Genomic DNA, 20,541 nt, shown 5'->3' with positions numbered 1-20,541 from the left:
CGATAGCTATCGGGAATGATCGATATATGTCGACCCACGCCGCTGACCAGGTGCCCGAGCCGGAGCCGATCCCGAAGACGGAACCGGCCGTCACGCCTCGCCCCCGCCGCAGGCTGGAGAAGTCGAAAGCGGGATACACCTGGGTCGGCCTCGTCGTGGCCGCGCTGCTGGGTATCGTGCTGATGATCTTCATCCTGCAGAACCTGGAACGGGTGGAGGTCGACCTGCTGTTCTGGACCTTCGGGATGCCGCTCGGGGTGTCGGTGCTGCTGTCGGTGATCGCCGGTGCGCTGGTGATGGCGCTGGTCGGCGGCGTGCGCATCATGCAGTTGCGCCGCGCCGCCAAACGACCCTGACGCCGGCCTCAGAGCAGGGTGCTGAGTACCAGCCACGACACGAACGCCGAAGGCAGCATCGAGTCGAGCCGGTCCATGATGCCGCCGTGGCCCGGCAGCAGCGTGCCCATGTCCTTGATGCCGAGTTCACGCTTGATCTGCGATTCGATGAGATCGCCGATGGTCGCCACCAGCACCAGGCCGACGCCGAGCACCACACCGATCATCGAATTGGCGTCCAGCAACAACGTCACGGTGAGCAGGCCGCCGATGACGCTGAACACCAGCGAACCGCAGAAGCCCTCCCACGACTTCTTCGGGCTGATCGACGGCACCATCGGATGCCTGCCGAACAGCACCCCGGCGACGTAGCCGCCGACGTCGGAGCAGACCACCAGGATCATGAACGTCAGCACCCGCAGGTTGCCGTCCGGCTCCAGCAGCAGCAGGACCGCGAACGAAGCGAGCAGCGGAATCCAGGCGAGGGTGAAGATCGCGATCGAGGTGTCGCGCAGGAAGTTGCGCGGGGCCGTGGTCAGGCCGTGGTCGAACAAGCGCCACACCATGCAGACCAGCGCCGTCGCCGCAAAGGCCCCGGCCACCCCCTCGGACCCGAACGGCCAACCCAGCCAGAACACCGCCTGACCACCGACGATCAACGGAATCCGCGGCACCAGGACATCGGCCTCACGCAGCCGCTTGGCGACCTCCCAGGTGGCCACCGCGATCGCCGCGCCCGCCACCCCGATGAACACCTTCGGCACGAACAGCAGGATCGCGATGAGCGAGAGCCCGAGACCGAAGCCGACGATCAACGCCGCCGGTAGATTGCGACCGGCCCGCGACTTGGGCGCGGCCGGTTCCGGCGCGGGCGATTCGCTCACGCCCGGCGTCGCGTCCGCCGCACCGGTGGTAGCGGCGTCATAGGGGCCGTCATCCGGTGCCTGTTGTCCCGCCGCACCGGCCGCAGCGGTGTTCTCGGCCACGATTGTCCCGTCGCTCAACTCGTCGTTTCCGTTTCGTCCCCCGCCCGGGCGGGCCCGCCAGATCTGGGTCAGACCTCGAGCAGTTCGGCTTCCTTGTGCTTGACCAGCTCATCGACCTGGCCGACATATTTGGCGGTGGTCTTGTCGAGTTCCTTCTCGGCCCGCCCGACCTCGTCCTCGCCCGCCTCGCCATCCTTCTGGATGCGCCCGAGTTCCTCCATCGCCTTGCGGCGCACGTTGCGGATCGCGACCTTGGCGTCCTCCCCCTTGGACTTGGCCTGCTTGACCATCTCGCGGCGGCGCTCCTCGGTGAGCTGCGGAATCGAAATCCGCAGGATGTCACCGTTGTTGGTCGGGTTCACGCCGAGATCGGAGTTGCGGATCGCGGTCTCGATCGCACCCAGCTGCGACTGCTCATAGGGCTTGATCACCACCATCCGGGGCTCCGGCACGGTGATACTCGACATCTGGGTGACCGGGGTAGGCGATCCGTAGTAGTCGACCAGCACCCGGGAGAACATGCCCGGATTCGCCCGACCGGTGCGGATGGTGCCGAGATCGTCCTTCGCCACCGAGACGGCCTTCTCCATCTTCTCCTCGGCGTCGAAGAGCGCTTCTTCAATCACGACCGTTTCCTCCACAGCGTCGTCATCGTCATGATCCGCGGGCTCGCGGGGTCAGGAACGAACCAATGTGCCGATCTTCTCACCGGCGACAGCCCGGGCGATATTGCCCTTGGTCAACAAATTGAACACCAGGATCGGCATCTGGTTGTCCATGCACAGGCTGAACGCCGTGGCGTCGGCGACCTTCAGGTCGCGTTCGATCGCCTCTTTATGGGTGATCTCGGTGTACATCGTGGCCGCCGGATCGACCCGCGGGTCGGCGGTGAACACACCGTCGACGGCCTTGGCCATCAGCACCACATCGGCGCCGATCTCGAGCGCGCGCTGCGCCGCGGTGGTGTCGGTGGAGAAGTACGGCATGCCCATACCGGCGCCGAAGATCACCACGCGGCCCTTCTCCAGATGCCGCTTGGCCCGCAACGGCAGATACGGCTCGGCGACCTGGCCCATGGTGATCGCCGTCTGCACCCGGGTGTCGATGCCCTGCTTCTGCAGGAAGTCCTGCAGCGCAAGGCTGTTCATCACGGTGCCGAGCATGCCCATGTAATCCGAGCGTGCCCGTTCCATGCCGCGCTCTTCGAGTTCGGCACCGCGGAAGAAGTTGCCGCCGCCGATCACCACGGCCACCTGCACACCGGTCGCGACGATCTCGGCGATCTGCTCGGCCACCGTCTGGACGACGTCCGGATCGAGCCCCACCTTGCCGCCGCCGAACATCTCACCGCCGAGTTTCAGCAGTACCCGGCGATATCCTGGGCGGTCGGTCCCCGGGTCGGTCATCGGTCTGGGTCTCCTTCGGCGATCGGCATGTTCTCGGCTGGCGCCTGCCCGAGATCCGGGCCCGGCGGCATCAGACAGTCGGCAACGCAGAGCGTCCCTATCCTGCCCTATTCGGTTGGAGCGGCAGCAGAAGGCCCCCCGTCGACCGGATGATCGGTGCGACGAGGGGCCTTCTCGCTCTTCGCGCGAGGGCTCTAGCTCGCGCCGACCTCGAACCGGGCGAAGCGGGTCACGGTGACACCGGCCTCGTCCAGCAGGGCCTTGACGGTCTTCTTCGAATCGGTGACCGACGCCTGCTCGAGCAGGACGACATCCTTGAAGAAGCCGTTGACGCGGCCCTCGGTGATCTTCGGCAGCGCGGCCTCGGGCTTGCCTTCCTCGCGAGCGGTCTGCTCGGCGATGCGGCGCTCGTTCTCCACGATGTCGGCCGGAACCTCGTCGCGGGTCACGTACTTGGCCTTGAGGGCGGCGACCTGCATGGCGGCGGCACGCGCGGCCTCGGCGGCGGCGTCACCGGAACCGGTGTACTCGACCAGCACGCCGACGGCCGGCGGCAGGTCCGAGGCCCGCTTGTGCAGGTAGGTGGCGACCGGGCCGTCAAAGGAGACCACGCGGCGCAGCTCCAGCTTCTCGCCGATCTTGGCGGCCAGTTCCTGCACCGCGGCGTCGACGGTCTTGCCGCCCAGGTCCAGCGCCTTCAGCGCCTCCAGGTCGGCCGGCTTGGCGGCCGCGGCGGCGGTGACGATCTGGTCGGCCAGCCCCTGGAACTCGGCGTTCTTGGCGACGAAGTCGGTCTCGGAGTTGATCTCGACCATGACGCCGTCCTTGGCGACGACCAGGCCTTCGGCGGTGGTGCGCTCGGCACGCTTGCCGACGTCCTTGGCGCCCTTGATGCGCAGCAGCTCGACGGCCTTGTCGAAATCACCGTCGGTCTCGGCCAGCGCGTTCTTGCAGTCCATCATCCCGGAGCCGGTCAGCTCCCGGAGCCGCTTCACGTCAGCGGCGGTGTAGTTCGCCATCGGGGGCGAGCCTCCTTCGAAAAGGTTGAGGTACCGGGCAGTGGTGGCCACGATGGCAGTGCCAGGTGGCCACCACTGGAACAGCGGATGACGCCGAAACTCAGGCCTCGGCCGGGGTCTCGGTCGGAGCGGCCTCGGCGGCGGGAGCCTCGGCGGCGGGGGCGGCCTGCGCCAGCAGCTCCTGCTCCCACTCGGCCAGCGGCTCGCCTGCGCCCGCCTCGGGCTTGTCGTCACCGGCGGCGCGGCCGGCGCGGGCCTGCACGCCCTCGGCGACGGCGGAGGCGACCACCTTGGTCAGCAGCGCGGCCGACCGGATCGCGTCGTCGTTACCCGGGATCGGGTAGTCGACCAGGTCGGGGTCGCAGTTGGTGTCCAGGATCGCGATGACCGGGATGTTCAGCTTGCGGGCCTCGCCGACGGCGATGTGCTCCTTGTTGGTGTCGACGACCCAGATGGCCGAGGGCACCTTCTGCATGTCGCGGATACCGCCGAGGGTGCGGTCCAGCTTGTTCATCTCACGCGTGAGCATGAGGATTTCCTTCTTGGTGCGACCCTCGAAGCCACCGGTCTGCTCCATGGCCTCGAGCTCCTTGAGGCGCTGCAGGCGCTTGTGCACGGTGGAGAAGTTGGTGAGCATGCCACCCAGCCAGCGCTGGTTGACATACGGCATCCCGACGCGAGTGGCCTCGGCCGCGATCGACTCCTGGGCCTGCTTCTTGGTGCCGACGAAGAGCACGGTGCCGCCGTGGGCGACGGTCTCCTTGACGAACTCGTAGGCCTTGTCGATGTAGGTCAGCGTCTGCTGCAGGTCGATGATGTAGATGCCGTTGCGGTCGGTGAAGATGAACCGCTTCATCTTCGGGTTCCAGCGGCGGGTCTGGTGCCCGAAGTGTGCGCCGCTGTCGAGCAGCTGCTTCATTGTTACGACAGCCATAGCTCCCGTATCTCTCTTTCGTTGCCGGTTGACGCAGCACGCCGGCGGCCTGCTGCCCTGGCGCCCCGAACCGCCGGACCCGATCTCGTGATCGGGACCAGCCGACGATTCCCCGTCCATTGCTGCGCTGGCGCGACCGGGCACACTTCTCGCGAAGTGCGGCCGGATCGATCAGCGCCATACGAACGAGCACGGTGGCGCGCGAAGTCGGTCCATGGGAAACACAGACCGCGCGATCAGTCTACGGCGTGGATCACCACCATTGAAATCGCCCTGGTGAAAGAGGGTTTATCCACATCAGTCGGGGTTGTCCACAGGCGGTGGATCGGGGCCGTTCGGCGGCTCCCGGGCACGCCACAGTTGAGCCATGACACCTCCCTGTGACTCCTCATCCGCACCATCGATTCGGCCCGCCCAGCCGCTGGCCGCAGTCGCATCACCGCCCGGCGACAGGGCGTTGGACGGCGGTAGCGCGTCGGGCGGCGGTAGCCCGTTGGCCAGCAGTAGCGGCATGGCCAGCAGTAGCCGCGTGGCCAGCCGTAGCGGCACGGCCAGCAGTAGCCGCGCGGCCAGCCGTAGCGCCGAACGCAGCGCCGCGCCGGGCCGATGGTCCGTCGGCGGCTCGCGCGGCGCCGGTGGTGCCCGAATCGTGCGCAGGCTGCTGTCGGGCCTGCTGCCGTTGGGGCTGCTGGTCGGGCTGTTCGTCGCGACCGGACCAGACGGTGAGGTGGCCGCCGCGCCACGACACCGCCAACCCGAAGGGTGTGCGGCGCTCAGTAGCGGATCGGCCTGTGTACTCGGGCCGTTGCTGCGGGGCTTGGTGCGAACTGCGCCGCTGCCCCGCACGCCGTCCGGATCACGATGAGCGCCGGTGAGTGGTACAGGTGGGCCGGTCTCGTCAGGGGTAGCCGGGCTACCGGGTTCCCGGGTGGCGGCCGGGCGGCTGGCTTGTCTGCTGCTGGCCGGGGCGCTACTGGCGGCGGGTGGGCAGGTTGCCGGGGCGGCGCCGGCCACGCGATTCGATTGGCCGTTGCGGCCGCGGCCCGCGGTGGAGCGGCGGTTCGAGAAGCCGCCGCAGAACTGGCTCCCCGGGCATCGTGGCGTAGATCTGGCGGGTTCGCCCGGGCAGCCGGTGCTCGCTGCGGGCGACGGGATCGTTGTTTTCGCGGGGTCGGTGGCGGGCAAGCCGGTGGTCTCGATCGATCATGCGGGCGGGCTGCGCACCACCTACGAGCCGGTGACGGCCGAGGTTTCGGTCGGTCGTCGGGTGGTGCGGGGCAGCCGGATCGGGGTGTTGGAGGCCGGGCACGAAGGCTGCGCGGCGGCGGCATGTCTGCATTGGGGGCTGCGGCGCGAGTCGACCGGCCGGGGTGGGCGCGAATACCTGGATCCGCTCGGACTGTTGCAGCTGGGCCCGATGCGGTTGAAGCCGTTGCGTGGAACTTCCCCGCCGGCAGTGCACAGGCCATGATCGAGGCATGCAGAACCCGGAAGACGCGCCGTTTACCTACGCCGAGGTCGGTGCCACGAAAGGCCCGCTGCCGGCCGGCTATCACCAGTTCTCGCTGCGCAGGCGCATCGGCCACGGCCGGGAGCTGTTCGATCTCGCCGGTGACGCGGTCATCGCGTATCGCATGCAGCGCGGCACCGGCATCTTCCGCACCGCGAGCACCCTGACCGCCGAGCCGGGCACCCTGCTCACCGTGCGCCTCGGTGTCGGGCCGCTGGCGATCACCGCGCCGTGCCGAGTCGTCTATGTGCTGGACGAGCCGAACCGCCGTGGCTTCGCCTACGGCACCCTGCCCGGCCACCCGGAGTCCGGGGAGGAACTGTTCGCCGTCGAATACGACCCCGCCGACGACAGCGTCTACGGCCTCGTCACCGCCTTCTCCCGCGCAGCCGCCTGGTACACCCGCCTCGGCGGCCCGGTGGCCCGCCTCGTCCAACGCGTCATCGCGGGCAAATACATCGACGCACTACCGAGTTCCGCCTAGCGCCATGCCCAGTCGCACGCGTGGATGTGAACTGCGTGCGTCGGAGTGAGCCCGATCCCACGGTCACCGCCGGCGCACCCCACTCGGTGCAGCGCATCGGCGCAGGGGCGCGTCGCACGAGATGGCGCGGTACAGCAAAGCCCTGCGCGACCTGGTGGGCTGCGTGCGGCGCGGCGCGGTCCGATGTGGGGTGGTGCGGTTCGATCCGGTGCGGACTAGGTGTCGGTCGCTAGCGGAGCGGATGCGTCATGCCGATCACTACCGCGACCAGCGCAGTGAGAGCGGTGGAGGCCATTGCCAGGCGGATGGCGAGGGTGCCGTGCCGGTTACGGCCGTGGCGCAGATCGTGGCTGCGCAGGGTGCCGACCACTGCGAGTACGGCCATGGTGAGTGCGGCGGCGAGCGGGGCGATCGAGGTGGCGCGCCAGCCGTCGGCGACAGCGGCGTTCAGCAGCAGCATCGTCACCGCGGTGGCGCCGAGGGCACTGCGACGCCACGCCAGTGCCGTGCGCTCGGCGGCCAGGCCCGGGCGCGTCATCGCAGGAGCACCGCAATGCAGGCGAGCAGCGCGATGACGGTGATCCCTGCGGACAGGATCGGCACCAGAACGGTGCCCGGCAGCGGGCCTCCCCGTCGCATGGCTTCACCGACGCGACGCCAATGACTGTAGGCGCCGACGGCGAGCACGAAGGCCAAAACAAGACAGCACAGCACGATCGCGCGCCGGAATCCGGCCAGGTGGAACGGTTCCACCAGGGTGTGCACGGCGACGCCGCCCGCGAGCAGGCCGAGCGAAGTGCGCATCCAGGCCAGAAAGGTTCGTTCGTTGGCGAGGGTGAATCGGTAGTCGATCTCCTCCTCGTCATCGTCGGATTCGGCGTCCGGGTTCGGCAGGGTCATGACTGCCCTCTCACGCGCGGGGATGCGCCTGGTCGTGCACCTTTTTCAGCCGCTCGACCGAGACGTGGGTGTACAGCTGTGTGGTAGCCATACTGGCGTGGCCGAGCAGTTCCTGGACGACGCGCAGATCGGCTCCGCCTTCGAGCAGGTGTGTGGCGGCGGTGTGGCGCAGGCCGTGCGGCGCCATGTCGGGTGCACCGGGAATGGCCGAAATCACCTCGTGGACCGCCGTTCTGGCCTGGCGGGGGTCGAGACGGCGGCCGCGCCGGCCCAGTAAGAGGGCGCGGCCGGATTCGGCGGTGGCGAGATCCGGGCGGCCGAAACGCAGCCAGTTGCCGATCGCATCGTCGGCCGGGGCGCCGAAGGGGGCAGACCGTTCTTTGTTGCCTTTGCCCAGGACCCGCACCAGCCGGCGTTCCCGGTCCACGTCGTCGATATCGAGCCCGCAGAGTTCGCTGACCCGTATCCCGGTCGAATACAGCAGCTCGACGATGAGCCGGTCCCGCAGCGCCATCGGATCACGCTGTAGCGCACCCGATTCCGCGGCGTCCATCACGGCGGCGGCCTGCTGTTTGCCCAAGACAGCCGGAAGTACGCGATGCGCTTTCGGCGAACCGAGCCGCAGTCCGGGGTCGACACCCAACCGTCCGGTCCTGGTGAGCCACGCGGTGAAGGTGCGGGCCGACGACGAGCGGCGCGCCATCGTGGTCCTGGCGGCACCCGCGGCGGACTGTGCGGCGAGCCAGGAGCGCAATAACGCCAGATCCAGTTCCCGCACCGACGAATCCGGCGAGCGCGCCACCAGATGCGTCAGCAAGGACCGCGCGTCGGCGACATAGGCGCGCACAGTGTGCGGTGAGCGGTTGCTTCCCAGCCGCAGCGTCCGCCCGTATTCGGCCAGCAATTCCTCCAGGTCCTCGGGCAGCGCGTCCATCTGTCCACCGTCACCCGCCACACCGCTGTTGGCAAGTCGCCGCGCCGCCTCCCCGCTCACAACCCGTTTTGCCTGCTCGGAGTGCCAGTTACCACAACTCTGGCGTCCGAACTGCGAAGATTGCCCGGTTCGATCAGTCGATTCACCGATGCTCACAGAAAGGGACTACCCGTGCGTCATATCGCAACTGTGTGTGCTGTCGCAGGAACACTGATCCTCACCGCGGCCGGGACCGCCTCCGGTGCCGAGGGATTCCTCGTCATCAATGGCACCGAGCATGAGAATCCCACCGGCTGCATCCGGGTCCACGATCGGCCCACCCGTTTCCACATTGGCAATGAAACCGACAGCCTGGCCGTCGTCTATATGAATGCCGGCTGCAACGGCCGGATCACCGAAGAGGTGGAACCCGGCACGAATATCGAGACATACGGTTCCTCGGTCCGGATCGAGTGAGGCGGACTCGCCGATTCGTACCGGCAAGCGATCTCGTGGCGGTGTTCCTTGGCTCCGGGGACACCGCCGCATTCGTCAGGACTGGCCTTGCCCGCGGGCACCTGACCGCTGCCGCCGATCGGCGGGCTGCCCGGCAAACCATTTCGGCGCCGAAAGTACGAATCGGGCCGATGCCCGGCTCCGCTGCACAGCGGAAACCGCTGGCGCCCACCGTATCGTCGGTTCCGGCGCGGCAGCATACGACACAAGCGTCGTCGCGCACGAGGCCAGCGCCTTGTCAAAGGTGGCGGTGAAGTCGATATCCAGGTGCGCGGTGAGGGCGTTGTACTCACCGCGCGGCCGACACCTCGCATCAGGAGACCGCCTGGCCCGCGATGCCGAGCAACCTTCGTGGGGCCGAGCGCTGACAGATCATCCGACTCCCGGCCCCGGCTCGAAGCCGACCCGATACCACCCCTCTCCCCCGAGCCCCACCAGCCCCGCCAGCTCGAGTTCGGCCAGCACCGCTCGCACCGTGTGCACCGGCAGCGAGGTGCACGTTGCCAGCTCGTGCGGGACGCGTGAACCGGCGGCCGGTAGCGCGGCGTACACCAGCTGTTGGTCGCCGGCGAGTTCGTCGCCCGGATCGGTGGCTCGCGTGGTCGGTAGCGAAAGACGCAGAGGTCCGGCCTCATCGATGACCTCCTCGGGCCCCGTGACCAGCAGGGCCTCGCCCTCACGGATCATCCGGTGACAGCCCACCGAGGATGCCGAGGTGATCGGGCCGGGCACGGCCAGCGCCGGACGCCCCAGGCGGCGAGCCCATTTGACGGTGTTGCGCGCACCGCTGCGCAGCCCGGCTTCGACCACCAGTACGCCGTCGGCCAGCGACGCCACCAGCCGGTTGCGGGCCAGGAAGTGATGCTTGCGCGCGACGGTGCCGGGCGGATATTCGCTGACCACCAGCCCGGTTTCGGCGATCTGGGCGATCAGCCGGTCGTGCTGGGCCGGATACGGCCGGTCCACGCCGCAGGCGAGCACCGCGATCGTCGCCCCGCCGACCGCGAGGGCGGCTCGGTGGGCCATGGCATCGATACCGAAGGCCGCGCCGGAGACGATGGTCCAGCCCTTGGCGGCGAGTTCGCCGGCGATCTCGCCCGTCGCGCGATCGCCGTAGCCGGTACTGCACCGCGCGCCGACCACGGCCAGCGCTCGTTCGCTGGCGCCGAGCAGAGATAGGGGCCCGCGGACCCACAGCACCAGCGGCACCGCCCCATCGGCGTCGCGCCCGGGTTCGAGCTGACGAAGACCCAGTAACCGCCACGCCGGCCACTCCGGGTCCTCGGGCGTCACCACCCGCCCGCCCAGCCGCCGGATACGGTCGATGTCCTCGGCCGCCACATCGACCGCACGCCGAGTCTCCGTCGCCGCCCGCAGCACCTGCGGCAGGCGGCATTCCCGCACGGCCCGGGCAGCTTCCAGCACACCCACTGAATCGATCAAGGCCGTCAAAGGTGCGCAGGGGCCGAGCACGACGCGCGACAGGTACACCCAGGCCAGCAACCGTTGCTCGGCCTCGTCGCGGCTTCCGGCGCCGAACCCGGCATAGCAGGATGTGCCCGCGACGCCGGGCTCGTCGCCACCATCCACGTCATCGGCCACCGAGCACAAGGCAACCGCCACGCCGGCCCCGTCGCATGTCTCCGGCGCCACAGAACTCGCCATGACGGCACCACCGGCCTCATTGCCACCATCCACACCGACGGCCTCAGATGACGACGTAACTGCCACGCCGACCCCTTCGCAGCTTTCTCGACGGAGCGCCACAGAACCGTGCGCAACCACAACACCGACTCCATCACCACGACCCGCCGCAGTACACGGCGTAATCTCCACGCCGGCCTCGTCGCCGCTTTCCGGACGGAGCGCCACAGAACACGGCGCGGCCGCATTTCCGGCCCCGTCACCACCATCCGGACCGACCGCCGCAGCACACGGCGCGGCTGCACCTCCGGCCTCATCACCACCATCCGGACCGACCACCGCAGCACACGACGTGGCCGCAGTGACGGCCTTATCGAGACCTTCCTGGCCGAACGCCGGAGAGCAGGGCGCGACCACACTGCATGCTTCGTCGCTGTGCGCACCGGAGCCTGCCGCGCTCACTGCGCGCCCCGCTGCCGGAAGTTCAACGCCTGCATGACATCCTGCGCACTCGGCACCTCCCCGCCACGTAGATCGCAGATCGTCCAGGCCACTCTGATCGCGCGGTCCGCGCCGCGCGCCGACAGTCGGCCCATCCGCAACCCGGCTTCGACCGGCGCCGTGACCTCTGGCGGTAGCCGAAAACGTTGCCGCAGCACATGTCCGGGGACCTCGGCATTGGTGAGCCAGCCGAATTCCCGCCACCGGTGTGCGGCGGCCCGGCGCGCGAGGGTCACTCGTTCGCGGACCGTGGCACTGCTCTCGGATTCCTCGGCGCCGAAGGTACCGCCCGCCATCCCGTACATCTGCACCCAGATATCGATTCGATCCATCAACGGCCCGGACAGTTTGCCCAGGTACCGCCGCCGGGCCAGCGGCGCGCAGATGCAGTCGACGTCACGAGCCGGCGCACAAGGACACGGGTTCGCTGCCAGCATCAGCTGAAACCGCGCCGGATATCGTGCGACCCCATCGCGGCGGGCGATGCGCACCTCGCCTTCTTCCAGCGGGGTCCGCATGGCTTCGAGCACCTTCGTGCCGATCTCGGCGCATTCGTCGAGGAACAGCACCCCGCGGTGGGCTCGGCTCACGGCACCGGGACGAGCCGAGCCGGACCCGCCGCCGACCATCGCGGTGGCGGAGGTGGAGTGGTGGGGAGCGACGAACGGCGGCATCGTGATCAGCGGATGGTCGCCGGACAGTGTGCCCGCGACGGAATGGATCGCGGTCACCTCGAGCGCCTCGGCCTCCGACAGCGGCGGCAGCAATCCCGGCAGGCGCTGTGCCAGCATCGTTTTGCCGATGCCCGGCGGCCCAGTCAACAGGATGTGATGCCCGCCGGCCGCGGCCACCTCCAGCGCCCAGCGCGCCTCGTGCTGCCCGACGACCTCGCTGAGATCCCCGATGACGCGCGGCTGCTCGGGCAGGTCGCGATCGGGTTCGGTGAGATCGGCTTCGCCGCGCAGCCAGGCCAGCGCACTGCGCAGCGTCGCCGCTCCGAGCACCTCGATACCGTCGACCAGGCCGGCTTCCGCCAGGGCCGCTTCCGGGACCACGACCGTCGCACAGCCCGCTTTCCTGGCGGCGAGCACCGCGGGCAGGATGCCGCGCACCCGCCGGATGCGCCCGTCCAGGGCGAGTTCGCCCAGCAGCACGGTGCGTTCGAGCTTCTTGGACGGGATGGCATCGGAGGCATCCATGACGGCCGCGGCCAATGCCAGGTCGTACACCGAACCGACCTTCGGAAGCGTTGCGGGCGATAGGGCGAGGATCACCCGTCCGTCGGGCCATTTCTCACCGGAGTTGGCGACCGCCGCGCGAACCCGGTCGCGAGACTCCTGAAGCGAGGTATCCGGTAGCCCGACCAGATGCACCGACGGCAGCCCCTGGCCGATGTCGGCCTCGATCTCCACCAGCTGCCCGTCCACGCCGCTCACCGCGACCGAACAGGCCCGCCCCAGCGCCATCAGAACACCGCTTTCAGGTGTTCGATCACCGGTTCGCTCTCGCGGGACACCAGGACCGAGACCACGTCGAAGCGGATGCGCTGCCAGGGACCGTCCTGTTCGGACAGCCACAGCAGCGCCAGTCTGCGGATGCGTTGCCGTTTGGTGAAGGTCACCGCTTCGGCGGGCGTGCCGAACCCGAGCCCGGCTCTGGTTTTCACCTCGATGAACGCGGTGATGTCGCCTTCGCGGGCGATCAGGTCCAGTTCGCCGTAGCGGCATCGCCAGTTCCGGCAGACGATATCCATGCCCGCGGCTTCCAGGAATCGTGCCGCCAGGTCTTCCCCGTGTGCGCCGAGCGCCAAGTTGTGTGCCACCCGGTCAGCTTGCGGTGCCGGCCGTCCCGCGCCGGACCGCTCACCTGGGGAAACAGAAACCCTGGGGATAACCCGGGCTTGTGGATAACTATGGCAGCGCTACTCCGGCAACCGCAGGTCCGGCTTCTCCAGCTCTTCGATATTGACGTCCTTGAAGGTGATCACCCGGACGTGCTTGACGAAGCGGGCGGGCCGGTACATGTCCCAGACCCAGGCATCGCTCATCCGGACCTCGAAATACACCTCGCCATCGGCGTTCTGCGGTCGCAATTCCACGGAATTGGCCAGGTAGAAGCGACGCTCCGTCTCCACCACGTACGAGAACTGCCCGACGATGTCCTTGTACTCGCGGTACAGGGACAACTCCATCTCGGTTTCGTACTTCTCGAGGTCCTCGGCGCTCATCGGGTGGGACGTCCTCCTTCTCGCGGCACTGCGTGTGCTGACATCATCGCGTATGTAACGCTTCGGTAGCCAGTCGGTCGGACGTGACCTGATCCACGATGACCGAACCGGAGGACACCACCACCTCGTGCCGCACCGGCCTCCCGCCCGCCCCCGCGGGCTCGTGCTCGCGCACATTGCGCCACGAACGCCGGTGTTCGACACACGGTCCGAGCTGCCGCAATGCGGCATTGTGCTCGGGCGTGTTGTAGCCCTTGTGGGCCGCGAAACCGTAGCCGGGCAGCCGCTGATCCAGCTCGACCATCATCCGGTCGCGGGTGACCTTGGCGAGCACGCTGGCCGCCGCGATGCAGGCCGCGGTGGCGTCGCCACCGACCACCGGCAGCGACGGCACCGGGATGCCGGGCACCCGGAACCCGTCGGTGAGCACATAGCCGGGTGTGCGCCCCAGCCCGGCGACCGCGCGGCGCATCCCTTCGAGGTTGGCGACGTGGATGCCGATCGCGTCGATCTCCCAGGCCGGGATGACCACCACATGCCAGGCCAGCGCCAGCCGGGTGATCACCGGATACAGCTCCTCGCGGGCCGCCTCGGTGAGTTTCTTCGAGTCGTCGAGCCCGGCCAGCGCATCATGCGCCTTGGGCGACAGCATGCACGCCGCGACCACCAGCGGACCCGCGCTCGGACCGCGTCCGGCCTCGTCGACGCCGGCGACCGGGCCCAGACCGCTGCGGTTCAGGGCCGCCTCGAGGGTGCGTAGCCCACCGGCCCTACGCATGACCACCCGTGGCGGCCAGCTGACACGCTCCACGCTCGGCAGGCGACGCTGAGTTCGGGCCATCGGCGTCACCGCCGTCCAGTCGTGCAGGTCGAACCGGTCCACACAGCCCACAGACCGATTATCGCGCGAACAGCCATCAGTTGGTTTGCGGATCCTGTGCTCGGACCGGGCCGATGCGCCCGGGCGGCCAGATCTTGAACACCGCCTTGCCGCGGACGTTGTCCACGGGGACGGTGCCCTGGAGTTCGTCGCCGACGTGGGCGCGGGAGTCGGCGGATTCGTTGCGGTTGTCGCCCATCACCCACAGGTGCCCCTCGGGCACGGTGACCGGGCCGAACACCCGCCCCACCGGGTAGGAGGCGTTCTTCTCGCCGGGGACCCACGGGAAGTCGTCCTCGACGTAGGGCTCGTCGAGCGGTTTGCCGTCGACCATCACCCGGCCTTGCGCATCGCAGCATTCGACCGTCTGTCCGCCGACCGCGATGACGCGCTTGACGAGGTCGTTCTCATCGGGCGGGACGAGGCCGAAGAAGGAGAAGAAATTCTGCACCCCGCGCACCACCGGGTTGTCCGAGCGGATGGAGCGGTAGTGGGTGTTCCAGGAATCGGGGCCGACGAACACCACGACGTCGCCGGGTTGCGGCTCACCCCAGTAGTAGCTGAGTTTCTGCACGTAGATGCGGTCACCGGTGCAGCCGGCGCAGCCGTGCAGGGTGGGTTCCATCGATTGCGACGGGATGACGTACGGGCGTCCGACGAAGGTCACCATCAGTGCGGCGATGACGGCCGCGATGACCAGCAGGATCGGCAGTTCCTGCCAGAAGGGCCGCTGCTTCTTGTCTTTGCGTCCGCGTCGGTCGCGCCGTGCGCGACGTCCCTGCGGTTGCCCGTCGTCTGCACCGGGCACGGTCACCGGCCCACTCTCGTCTGCCACGCCGAACAGATTAGCCCGGCACCGCGAGAAAGCGTGCGGTGCCGGGCTATCCGGGAATTTCTGTGCGCTACTACCGCTCCGGGCTGGACCGGTGTAGCGGCGCGGAGCAGCAGCTCAGCGCTTTTCCTTGATCTTGGCGGCCTTGCCACGCAGGTCGCGCAGGTAGTACAGCTTGGCGCGGCGGACATCACCACGGGTCACCACGTCGATGTGGTCGATGTTGGGGCTGTGCACCGGGAAAGTGCGCTCCACGCCGACACCGAACGACACCTTGCGGACGGTGAAGGTCTCGCGGATACCGCCACCCTGGCGCCGGATGACGACGCCCTTGAAGACCTGGATGCGCTCCTTCGAGCCTTCGATGACCTTCACGTGCACATTGAGGGTGTCACCGGGCCGGAACTCGGGGACATCGCTGCGCAGCGACTTCTCGTCGACGAAGTCAAGGGTGTTCATGTTCATCCTTCTGGAGTTCGCGCGAACAGAGGAACCTGGCGGCACGTGCTCTACCGGTTCATGCTCCGAATAAGGGGTGCGCCGGGGCAGATATCACCCAGGGCAACCTGTGCATTGTGCCAGATGGGCGCGGCGGGTCGGAAATCGGCCGGTGCGCCCTGGCCGGACTACACCCTACCTGCCCCGTTCAGCGCGGTGTGTCGTGCTCGTGCGGCCACAGCGCGTGGTGCCGGTGCGGCGCCGGTGGCGCGGGGACGACGGTGCGCTGGAGTTCCGCCTCGGCGGCCGAGCGCACGTGTTCGACGTCGGGTTTGCCTGCCACCAGGTCCTGGACGAAGATCTTGGCGCGGATCACCGGACGCCGATAGCGCCGTTCCCGCACGATGGCCCGGTACATCAGCCTGCGCCGGTCGCCGTAGCGCCACCGGGCCCACGGCGCGCCCGGCCGGCTCAACCGCAGTGCGCCCACGACCAGCAACGGCAAGAAGAACATGCCGAACAGCCCGGTCCAGATCTTGCCCTTGGCGATCACGATGGCGGCCAGGATCAGGTTCACCACCGCGAACGCCACCACGAGCGCTCTGGCCGCGATGCTGGGGTCGTGGCGGAAATCGTTGATGTCGAGCAGCCACAGCGGATGGAAGCCCAGCAGCAGCAGTCCGGTGACGGCCAGCGCGACGAACACCGCGTCGACCGAGGTGCGTCCCTGTTCCTCCCAGTACACATCGCGCAGGTAGTAGATCAACGCGAATTCGTCGAGTACCAGCGCCGCGCCCACGCCGAACAGGGCCGCCAGCAAGGCGCCGGTCGCGCTGCTGCCGTCGTCGAAGGTGCTGATCATCCCGAGGCCAGAGGTGAGCACCAGGATGACCCCGAACACCATGTGGTGGATGTGGGTGTCGCCCGCGCGTAGATTGCCCGGCCACCAGCGAACCTGGGCCCGGATCAGCCGCACGCTGACCCGGATCACCAGGAAGCCGAGGATGAAGCCGAGCAGGAAGCACAGCAGCGGGAGCCGGCCCTGCGCGATCACATCGTCGTCGAGCCATCGCCGCATACCTGCCCCCGCTCCCGTAGTCGGTCGCTACTTCCCGAAACCGGCCCGGCGCAGCGCATCGGCCATGGCGCCGTTGGCCGGTGCGGCCTCGCGGCGCTGATTGCGGCCCTGGCCTTGGCCCTGACGTCCTTGACCCTGACCTTGACGCCCCTGGCCCCGGTTCTGCCCCTGACGGTTCTGCCCCTGACTGCGGTTACCACCCTGGCCACGACCCTGCGCGGACTGCCCGTCGGCACCGCCACGACCGCGTTCGCCCGTCCCGCGACCACGTTCGGGCTTACCCGCACCGGGTTCGTCGTCCAGCCGCAGCGACAGCCCGATGCGCTGACGGGCGACGTCGACCTCGAGCACCTTCACCTTGACCACGTCCCCCGATTTCACCACCTCGCGCGGGTCCTTCACGAAATTGTGCGACATGGCCGAGACGTGCACCAGGCCGTCCTGATGCACGCCGACGTCGACGAACGCGCCGAAGGCCGCGACATTGGTGACCACGCCCTCGAGCACCATGCCCGGTTCCAGATCGGCGACCTTCTCCACGCCCGCGGCGAATTCGGCGGTCTTGAACTCCGGGCGCGGGTCGCGGCCGGGCTTCTCCAGCTCGCTGATGATGTCGGTGACGGTGGGGACACCGAAGCGCTCATCGGTGAACTCCGCCGGGCGCAACGCCCGCAGCGCGCTGGTGTTGCCGATGATCTCGGTGATGGGACGTCCGGTGGTGGTGAGGATCCGCCGCACCACCGGGTAGGCCTCCGGGTGCACGGCGGAGTTGTCGAGCGGGTCGTCGCCGTCGCGGATGCGCAGGAAGCCCGCGCACTGTTCGAAGGCCTTCGGGCCCAGTCGCGCCACATCAAGCAGCGCGCTGCGGCTGCGGAAGGGACCGTGCTGATCGCGGTGGGCGACAATGCTTTCGGCCAGGGATCCGGCGATGCCGGAGACCCGCGACAGCAGCGGCACCGAGGCAGTGTTCACGTCCACGCCGACGGCGTTCACCGCGTCTTCGACGACGGCGCCGAGCGAGCGGGCCAGCAGCGTCTCGGAGACGTCGTGCTGGTACTGGCCGACGCCGATGGACTTCGGGTCGATCTTCACCAGTTCGGCCAGCGGATCTTGCAGCCTGCGCGCGATCGAGACCGCGCCGCGCAGCGACACATCCAGGTCGGGCAGCTCCTGGGAGGCGTAGGCCGAGGCCGAATACACCGAGGCGCCCGCCTCGGAGACCACGATCTTGGTCGGCTTGTTCTCCGGGATGCGGGAGATGAGTTCGGCGGCGAGAGCGTCGGTTTCGCGGGAGGCGGTGCCGTTGCCGATGGCGATCAGTTCCACCCCGAACCGGGCGACCAGCGCGGCGAGCACCGCCAGCGACTTCTCGGTCTGACCTTGCGGTTTGTGCGGGTAGATGACCTCGGTGGCGACCACTTTGCCGGTGCCGTCGACCACGGCGACCTTGACGCCGGTGCGGTAGCCCGGGTCCAGGCCCATGGTGGTGCGGGTGCCGGCCGGTGCGGCGAGCAGCAGATCGCGAAGGTTGGCGGCGAAGACCTCGACGGCGTCCTTCTCGGCCGACTGCCGCAATCGCATCCTGGTGTCGATGCCCAGACTCACCTGGAGCTTGGTGCGCCAGGCCCAGCGCACGGTGTCCAGCAGCCAGCTGTCGGCGGGACGGCCCTGGTCGGCGATGCCGAAGCGCACCGCGATGCGGCCTTCGTAGATGGTGCGCTCACCCGGCTGCGGCTCCTCGGTGTCGGGATCGAGGTGCAGGGTGAGCACCTCTTCCTTCTCACCGCGCAGCAGCGCGAGGATGCGATGGGAGGGCAGCTTGCTGAACGGCTCGCTGAACTCGAAGTAGTCGGCGAATTTGGCGCCGGCCTCTTCCTTACCCGCTCGCACGGTGGAGCGGATCTGGCCGCGCTCCCACATGAGTTCGCGCAGCTCACCGACCAGGTCGGCATCCTCGGCGAAGCGTTCGACCAGGATGGCGCGGGCGCCGTCGAGCTGCTCGGCGGTGTACTGCGCCGGATCGGTGGATGGGTCGCCGATCAGCGCGTCGGCGACGGGTTCGTGACCGGCTTCGCGGGCGATCTGGGCCTTGGTGCGCCGCTTGGGCTTGTAGGGCAGGTAGATGTCTTCGAGGCGGGCCTTGGTCTCGGCCAGCATGATCTGGCGGTGCAGTTCGTCGTCGAGTTTGCCCTGCGCGCGAATCGATTCCACGATCGCGGCGCGGCGCTCGTCGAGTTCGCGCAGGTAGTGCAGCCGCTCTTCGAGCGTGCGCAGCTGGGCGTCGTCCAGGCCGCCGGTGACTTCCTTGCGATAGCGGGCGATGAACGGGACGGTCGAGCCGGCGTCGAGCAGTTCGACGGCGGCACGGACCTGATTCTCACGCACCGCCAGCTCGTCGGCGATGCGACGGCTGACGGTAGCGGACACCACCGGGCCTGCCCCGGTGGCTGTGGTCTGGTCGGTGCGGGTCGTCGTCTCGGGACTCGAGGTCTCAGGCGCTGTCGTCACGACCCGCACACTACCGTCGCCGGGCGACAGGTGACCGGCGCCGGGGCCGTCGGACCGCGCTCGACCTATTCCGGCGGTGTCACGGTGGTGATGCAGAACGGGTGACCCGACGGGTCGAGCAGCACCCGCCACCGGTCGCCCGGCTGCATGGGCGCCACGGTGGCACCCAATTCCACGGCGCGGTCGACACATTCGTCGAGATCGCGTTCGTCGTCGGCGGCCAGGTCCAGGTGCACGATCGACGAGCCGGGCCAGACCGGCCGTTGATGGTCGGGGACGCGGTGCGCGATGAGGGCGAGGCCGGACGAGATCCGCACCCCCACGCTGCTTTCCTTGCGCCACAGCGTCTTTCCGCCGAGCAGATCCAGGTAGAACTGGGCAAGGGTTTCGGGGTCGGCACTGTCGAGGGACAGTCCGACTACTCGCAACGGCGGCACGGCGGTGAGTATAGAGGCGCGGCGCGCGCTGGTCCGAACGCGGGCCGGACAGTGCGGAGAACGCGAATTCTGCGGCGCCTCAGGGGATCAGGCCGAGTCGGCGGGCGGTCACGACGGCCTCGTGCCGGGAGTGTGCGTCGAGCTTGTTCATGGCGCTGCGCAGATAGCTCTTGACCGTTTCCGGACCGACGGACAGGCGCTGAGCCACCTCCTGATTGGAGCAACCCAGCGCGACCTGGACCAGCACGTCGAGTTCGCGGCGCGACAGCTTCGGCGCGTCCGGAGCGGGCCCGCCGGACAGTGCCCTGGTCAACCGGGCGCCCACGGCGTGCAACCGGTCGCGCAGCTCCTGGTCGGCCGCCGAATGCGCGATGTCACGCAGTTCGGCGTGGATATCGCGCAGCTCTTCGACGACGACGCCGGTGTTCGCCTGTGCCGGGGTCGAGGCGGCTTCCAGCAGTCGCAGCCGGCGGTCCACTTCATCGCGGATGGTGATCTCGGTGGCGAGTCTGCGTCCGGCCTGTAGCAGCGCGTCGGCGGTGCGGTCGCCGAGGGCGCCGTTGCCGCGGGTGGCCGCGTACAGCACCGCTCGCGGGTTGTCGTCGACCACCACGGGCACAGCGACGACCGAGTGGATGCCTTCGCTCATCACCGGGCCGTCGTAGTGATGGGTGATCGTCGGCGCGTTCCGGTAGTCGGCGACCAGTCCCGGCCGCCCGGAGTCCATCACCTGCCCGCCGAGCCCGGAGGTCCGCAGGACCGACAAGCCGCGCAGGCCGTTGGTGCGGACTCCGAAGAACTCGCTCAGCAGCAGCGTGTCGGCGTGCACCTCGCCGCCGAACAGCACCGGGACCCCGGTCACGCTCGCGACCCGCCGGATCTCGGCGCGCAGTGCGTCGCCGTCGCGTGGACGTAGCAGCGGTGACGGGTCGGTCATGGGAGTCACCCCTTTTCGGGGGTAGTGCCGGGTCAGGTGTGACCTACATCCTATGG

General features: G+C 68.7%; 24 protein-coding genes. 4 read left to right on the top strand and 20 right to left on the bottom strand.

What is annotated here, in order from left to right:
- The first annotated feature begins 26 nt into the window (after positions 1-26).
- Complete coding sequence (locus FEK34_RS08005) at positions 27-356, top strand: LapA family protein (protein WP_138447209.1); 330 nt, start codon at positions 27-29, stop codon at positions 354-356.
- Positions 357-364: 8 nt separating this feature from the next.
- Here the strand turns inward: FEK34_RS08005 and FEK34_RS08000 are convergent, their stop codons facing one another.
- The 6 genes from FEK34_RS08000 to FEK34_RS29925 all read right to left on the bottom strand — a co-directional run bounded on the left by FEK34_RS08000 (position 365) and on the right by FEK34_RS29925 (position 5,526).
- Positions 365-1,339, bottom strand: coding sequence for a phosphatidate cytidylyltransferase (locus FEK34_RS08000; RefSeq protein WP_432760935.1), 975 nt, complete (start codon positions 1,337-1,339; stop codon positions 365-367).
- A gap of 50 nt (positions 1,340-1,389) precedes the next feature.
- Entirely contained in the window at positions 1,390-1,947 is a 558-nt protein-coding gene (frr, locus tag FEK34_RS07995; protein WP_138445499.1) for a ribosome recycling factor, read from the bottom strand.
- 51 nt (positions 1,948-1,998) lie between these two features.
- A complete protein-coding gene (pyrH, locus tag FEK34_RS07990; RefSeq protein ID WP_036538330.1) occupies positions 1,999-2,727 on the bottom strand; it encodes a UMP kinase in 729 nt (242 codons plus the stop codon).
- 194 nt (positions 2,728-2,921) lie between these two features.
- Positions 2,922-3,746, bottom strand: a complete 825-nt coding sequence (gene tsf / locus FEK34_RS07985; RefSeq protein WP_138447208.1) for a translation elongation factor Ts — start codon at positions 3,744-3,746, stop codon at positions 2,922-2,924.
- 100 nt (positions 3,747-3,846) lie between these two features.
- Positions 3,847-4,680: a 30S ribosomal protein S2 gene (gene rpsB, locus FEK34_RS07980; protein WP_138447207.1), complete on the bottom strand. Its 834-nt coding sequence runs from the start codon at positions 4,678-4,680 to the stop codon at positions 3,847-3,849.
- Between the two features lie 297 nt (positions 4,681-4,977).
- On the bottom strand, positions 4,978-5,526 hold the full coding sequence (locus tag FEK34_RS29925) for a hypothetical protein (protein WP_171048086.1): 549 nt from the start codon (positions 5,524-5,526) through the stop codon (positions 4,978-4,980).
- Between the two features lie 112 nt (positions 5,527-5,638).
- Here FEK34_RS29925 and FEK34_RS07970 point away from each other — a divergent pair, with 112 nt between their 5' ends.
- Positions 5,639-6,151 (top strand): M23 family metallopeptidase, encoded by a 513-nt coding sequence (locus tag FEK34_RS07970; RefSeq protein ID WP_249358924.1) that lies wholly within the window; start codon positions 5,639-5,641, stop codon positions 6,149-6,151.
- A 7-nt stretch (positions 6,152-6,158) separates the two neighbouring features.
- Positions 6,159-6,674 (top strand): DUF1990 family protein, encoded by a 516-nt coding sequence (locus FEK34_RS07965; RefSeq protein ID WP_138447205.1) that lies wholly within the window; start codon positions 6,159-6,161, stop codon positions 6,672-6,674.
- A gap of 229 nt (positions 6,675-6,903) precedes the next feature.
- On the opposite strand, the gene FEK34_RS07960 is transcribed toward FEK34_RS07965, so the two are convergent.
- From FEK34_RS07960 to FEK34_RS07950, 3 genes are read right to left on the bottom strand one after another with little or no spacing between them, the layout of a single operon-like run.
- The gene (locus FEK34_RS07960) at positions 6,904-7,212 is read right to left on the bottom strand and encodes a DUF202 domain-containing protein (RefSeq protein ID WP_138447204.1); all 309 of its coding nucleotides are present in this window, start codon (positions 7,210-7,212) and stop codon (positions 6,904-6,906) included.
- Complete coding sequence (locus FEK34_RS07955) at positions 7,209-7,574, bottom strand: YidH family protein (protein ID WP_138447203.1); 366 nt, start codon at positions 7,572-7,574, stop codon at positions 7,209-7,211. Before FEK34_RS07955 ends, FEK34_RS07960 begins: the two co-directional genes overlap by 4 nt.
- Positions 7,575-7,584: 10 nt before the next feature.
- Complete coding sequence (locus FEK34_RS07950; RefSeq protein ID WP_171048085.1) at positions 7,585-8,508, bottom strand: tyrosine recombinase XerC; 924 nt, start codon at positions 8,506-8,508, stop codon at positions 7,585-7,587.
- A gap of 81 nt (positions 8,509-8,589) precedes the next feature.
- Between FEK34_RS07950 and FEK34_RS07945 the strand changes: the two genes are divergently transcribed.
- A complete protein-coding gene (locus FEK34_RS07945) occupies positions 8,590-8,964 on the top strand; it encodes a hypothetical protein (RefSeq protein WP_138447202.1) in 375 nt (124 codons plus the stop codon).
- A 411-nt stretch (positions 8,965-9,375) separates the two neighbouring features.
- Here the strand turns inward: FEK34_RS07945 and dprA are convergent, their stop codons facing one another.
- From dprA to FEK34_RS07890, 11 genes are all read right to left on the bottom strand, one after another.
- Entirely contained in the window at positions 9,376-10,503 is a 1,128-nt protein-coding gene (gene dprA, locus FEK34_RS07940; protein ID WP_138447525.1) for a DNA-processing protein DprA, read from the bottom strand.
- A 602-nt stretch (positions 10,504-11,105) separates the two neighbouring features.
- Positions 11,106-12,614 (bottom strand): YifB family Mg chelatase-like AAA ATPase, encoded by a 1,509-nt coding sequence (locus FEK34_RS07935; protein ID WP_138447201.1) that lies wholly within the window; start codon positions 12,612-12,614, stop codon positions 11,106-11,108.
- Positions 12,614-12,970 carry a YraN family protein gene (locus FEK34_RS07930; protein ID WP_138447200.1) on the bottom strand — a complete coding sequence of 119 codons (357 nt, stop codon included), beginning with the start codon at positions 12,968-12,970 and terminating at the stop codon, positions 12,614-12,616. Before FEK34_RS07930 ends, FEK34_RS07935 begins: the two co-directional genes overlap by 1 nt.
- Before the next feature lie 99 nt (positions 12,971-13,069).
- Positions 13,070-13,375, bottom strand: a complete 306-nt coding sequence (locus FEK34_RS07925; RefSeq protein ID WP_011210678.1) for a DUF2469 domain-containing protein — start codon at positions 13,373-13,375, stop codon at positions 13,070-13,072.
- A 43-nt stretch (positions 13,376-13,418) separates the two neighbouring features.
- Positions 13,419-14,216 carry a ribonuclease HII gene (locus FEK34_RS07920; RefSeq protein ID WP_138447524.1) on the bottom strand — a complete coding sequence of 266 codons (798 nt, stop codon included), beginning with the start codon at positions 14,214-14,216 and terminating at the stop codon, positions 13,419-13,421.
- Positions 14,217-14,292: 76 nt separating this feature from the next.
- The gene (gene lepB / locus FEK34_RS07915) at positions 14,293-15,090 is read right to left on the bottom strand and encodes a signal peptidase I (RefSeq protein WP_249358855.1); all 798 of its coding nucleotides are present in this window, start codon (positions 15,088-15,090) and stop codon (positions 14,293-14,295) included.
- 114 nt (positions 15,091-15,204) lie between these two features.
- The gene (rplS, locus tag FEK34_RS07910; protein WP_014352079.1) at positions 15,205-15,546 is read right to left on the bottom strand and encodes a 50S ribosomal protein L19; all 342 of its coding nucleotides are present in this window, start codon (positions 15,544-15,546) and stop codon (positions 15,205-15,207) included.
- 187 nt (positions 15,547-15,733) lie between these two features.
- Entirely contained in the window at positions 15,734-16,603 is an 870-nt protein-coding gene (locus tag FEK34_RS07905; protein WP_138447199.1) for a hypothetical protein, read from the bottom strand.
- A gap of 27 nt (positions 16,604-16,630) precedes the next feature.
- On the bottom strand, positions 16,631-19,033 hold the full coding sequence (locus FEK34_RS07900; protein ID WP_138447522.1) for a Tex family protein: 2,403 nt from the start codon (positions 19,031-19,033) through the stop codon (positions 16,631-16,633).
- Positions 19,034-19,176: 143 nt separating this feature from the next.
- Positions 19,177-19,548 (bottom strand): VOC family protein, encoded by a 372-nt coding sequence (locus tag FEK34_RS07895; RefSeq protein WP_171048084.1) that lies wholly within the window; start codon positions 19,546-19,548, stop codon positions 19,177-19,179.
- Positions 19,549-19,627: 79 nt separating this feature from the next.
- A complete protein-coding gene (locus FEK34_RS07890) occupies positions 19,628-20,485 on the bottom strand; it encodes a helix-turn-helix transcriptional regulator (RefSeq protein WP_138447197.1) in 858 nt (285 codons plus the stop codon).
- Positions 20,486-20,541 lie beyond the last annotated feature (56 nt).

It is taken from the genome of Nocardia cyriacigeorgica (genome assembly GCF_005863245.1).
GTDB lineage: Bacteria > Actinomycetota > Actinomycetes > Mycobacteriales > Mycobacteriaceae > Nocardia > Nocardia cyriacigeorgica_C.
Note: the sequence above shows the minus strand (reverse complement) of the source record. Positions and strands in the feature narration are given on the sequence as shown.

Coding starts and splice junctions, on each gene's coding strand:
- FEK34_RS08005 (WP_138447209.1), top strand. CDS start 27: ATGTCGACCCACGCCGCTGACCAGGTGCCCGAGCCGGAGCCGATCCCG.
- pyrH (WP_036538330.1), bottom strand. CDS start 2,727: ATGACCGACCCGGGGACCGACCGCCCAGGATATCGCCGGGTACTGCTG.
- tsf (WP_138447208.1), bottom strand. CDS start 3,746: ATGGCGAACTACACCGCCGCTGACGTGAAGCGGCTCCGGGAGCTGACC.
- rpsB (WP_138447207.1), bottom strand. CDS start 4,680: ATGGCTGTCGTAACAATGAAGCAGCTGCTCGACAGCGGCGCACACTTC.
- FEK34_RS07965 (WP_138447205.1), top strand. CDS start 6,159: ATGCAGAACCCGGAAGACGCGCCGTTTACCTACGCCGAGGTCGGTGCC.
- FEK34_RS07960 (WP_138447204.1), bottom strand. CDS start 7,212: ATGACGCGCCCGGGCCTGGCCGCCGAGCGCACGGCACTGGCGTGGCGT.
- FEK34_RS07955 (WP_138447203.1), bottom strand. CDS start 7,574: ATGACCCTGCCGAACCCGGACGCCGAATCCGACGATGACGAGGAGGAG.
- FEK34_RS07950 (WP_171048085.1), bottom strand. CDS start 8,508: ATGGACGCGCTGCCCGAGGACCTGGAGGAATTGCTGGCCGAATACGGG.
- FEK34_RS07935 (WP_138447201.1), bottom strand. CDS start 12,614: ATGGCGCTGGGGCGGGCCTGTTCGGTCGCGGTGAGCGGCGTGGACGGG.
- FEK34_RS07925 (WP_011210678.1), bottom strand. CDS start 13,375: ATGAGCGCCGAGGACCTCGAGAAGTACGAAACCGAGATGGAGTTGTCC.
- FEK34_RS07920 (WP_138447524.1), bottom strand. CDS start 14,216: ATGGCCCGAACTCAGCGTCGCCTGCCGAGCGTGGAGCGTGTCAGCTGG.
- rplS (WP_014352079.1), bottom strand. CDS start 15,546: ATGAACACCCTTGACTTCGTCGACGAGAAGTCGCTGCGCAGCGATGTC.
- FEK34_RS07905 (WP_138447199.1), bottom strand. CDS start 16,603: ATGCGGCGATGGCTCGACGACGATGTGATCGCGCAGGGCCGGCTCCCG.
- FEK34_RS07890 (WP_138447197.1), bottom strand. CDS start 20,485: ATGACCGACCCGTCACCGCTGCTACGTCCACGCGACGGCGACGCACTG.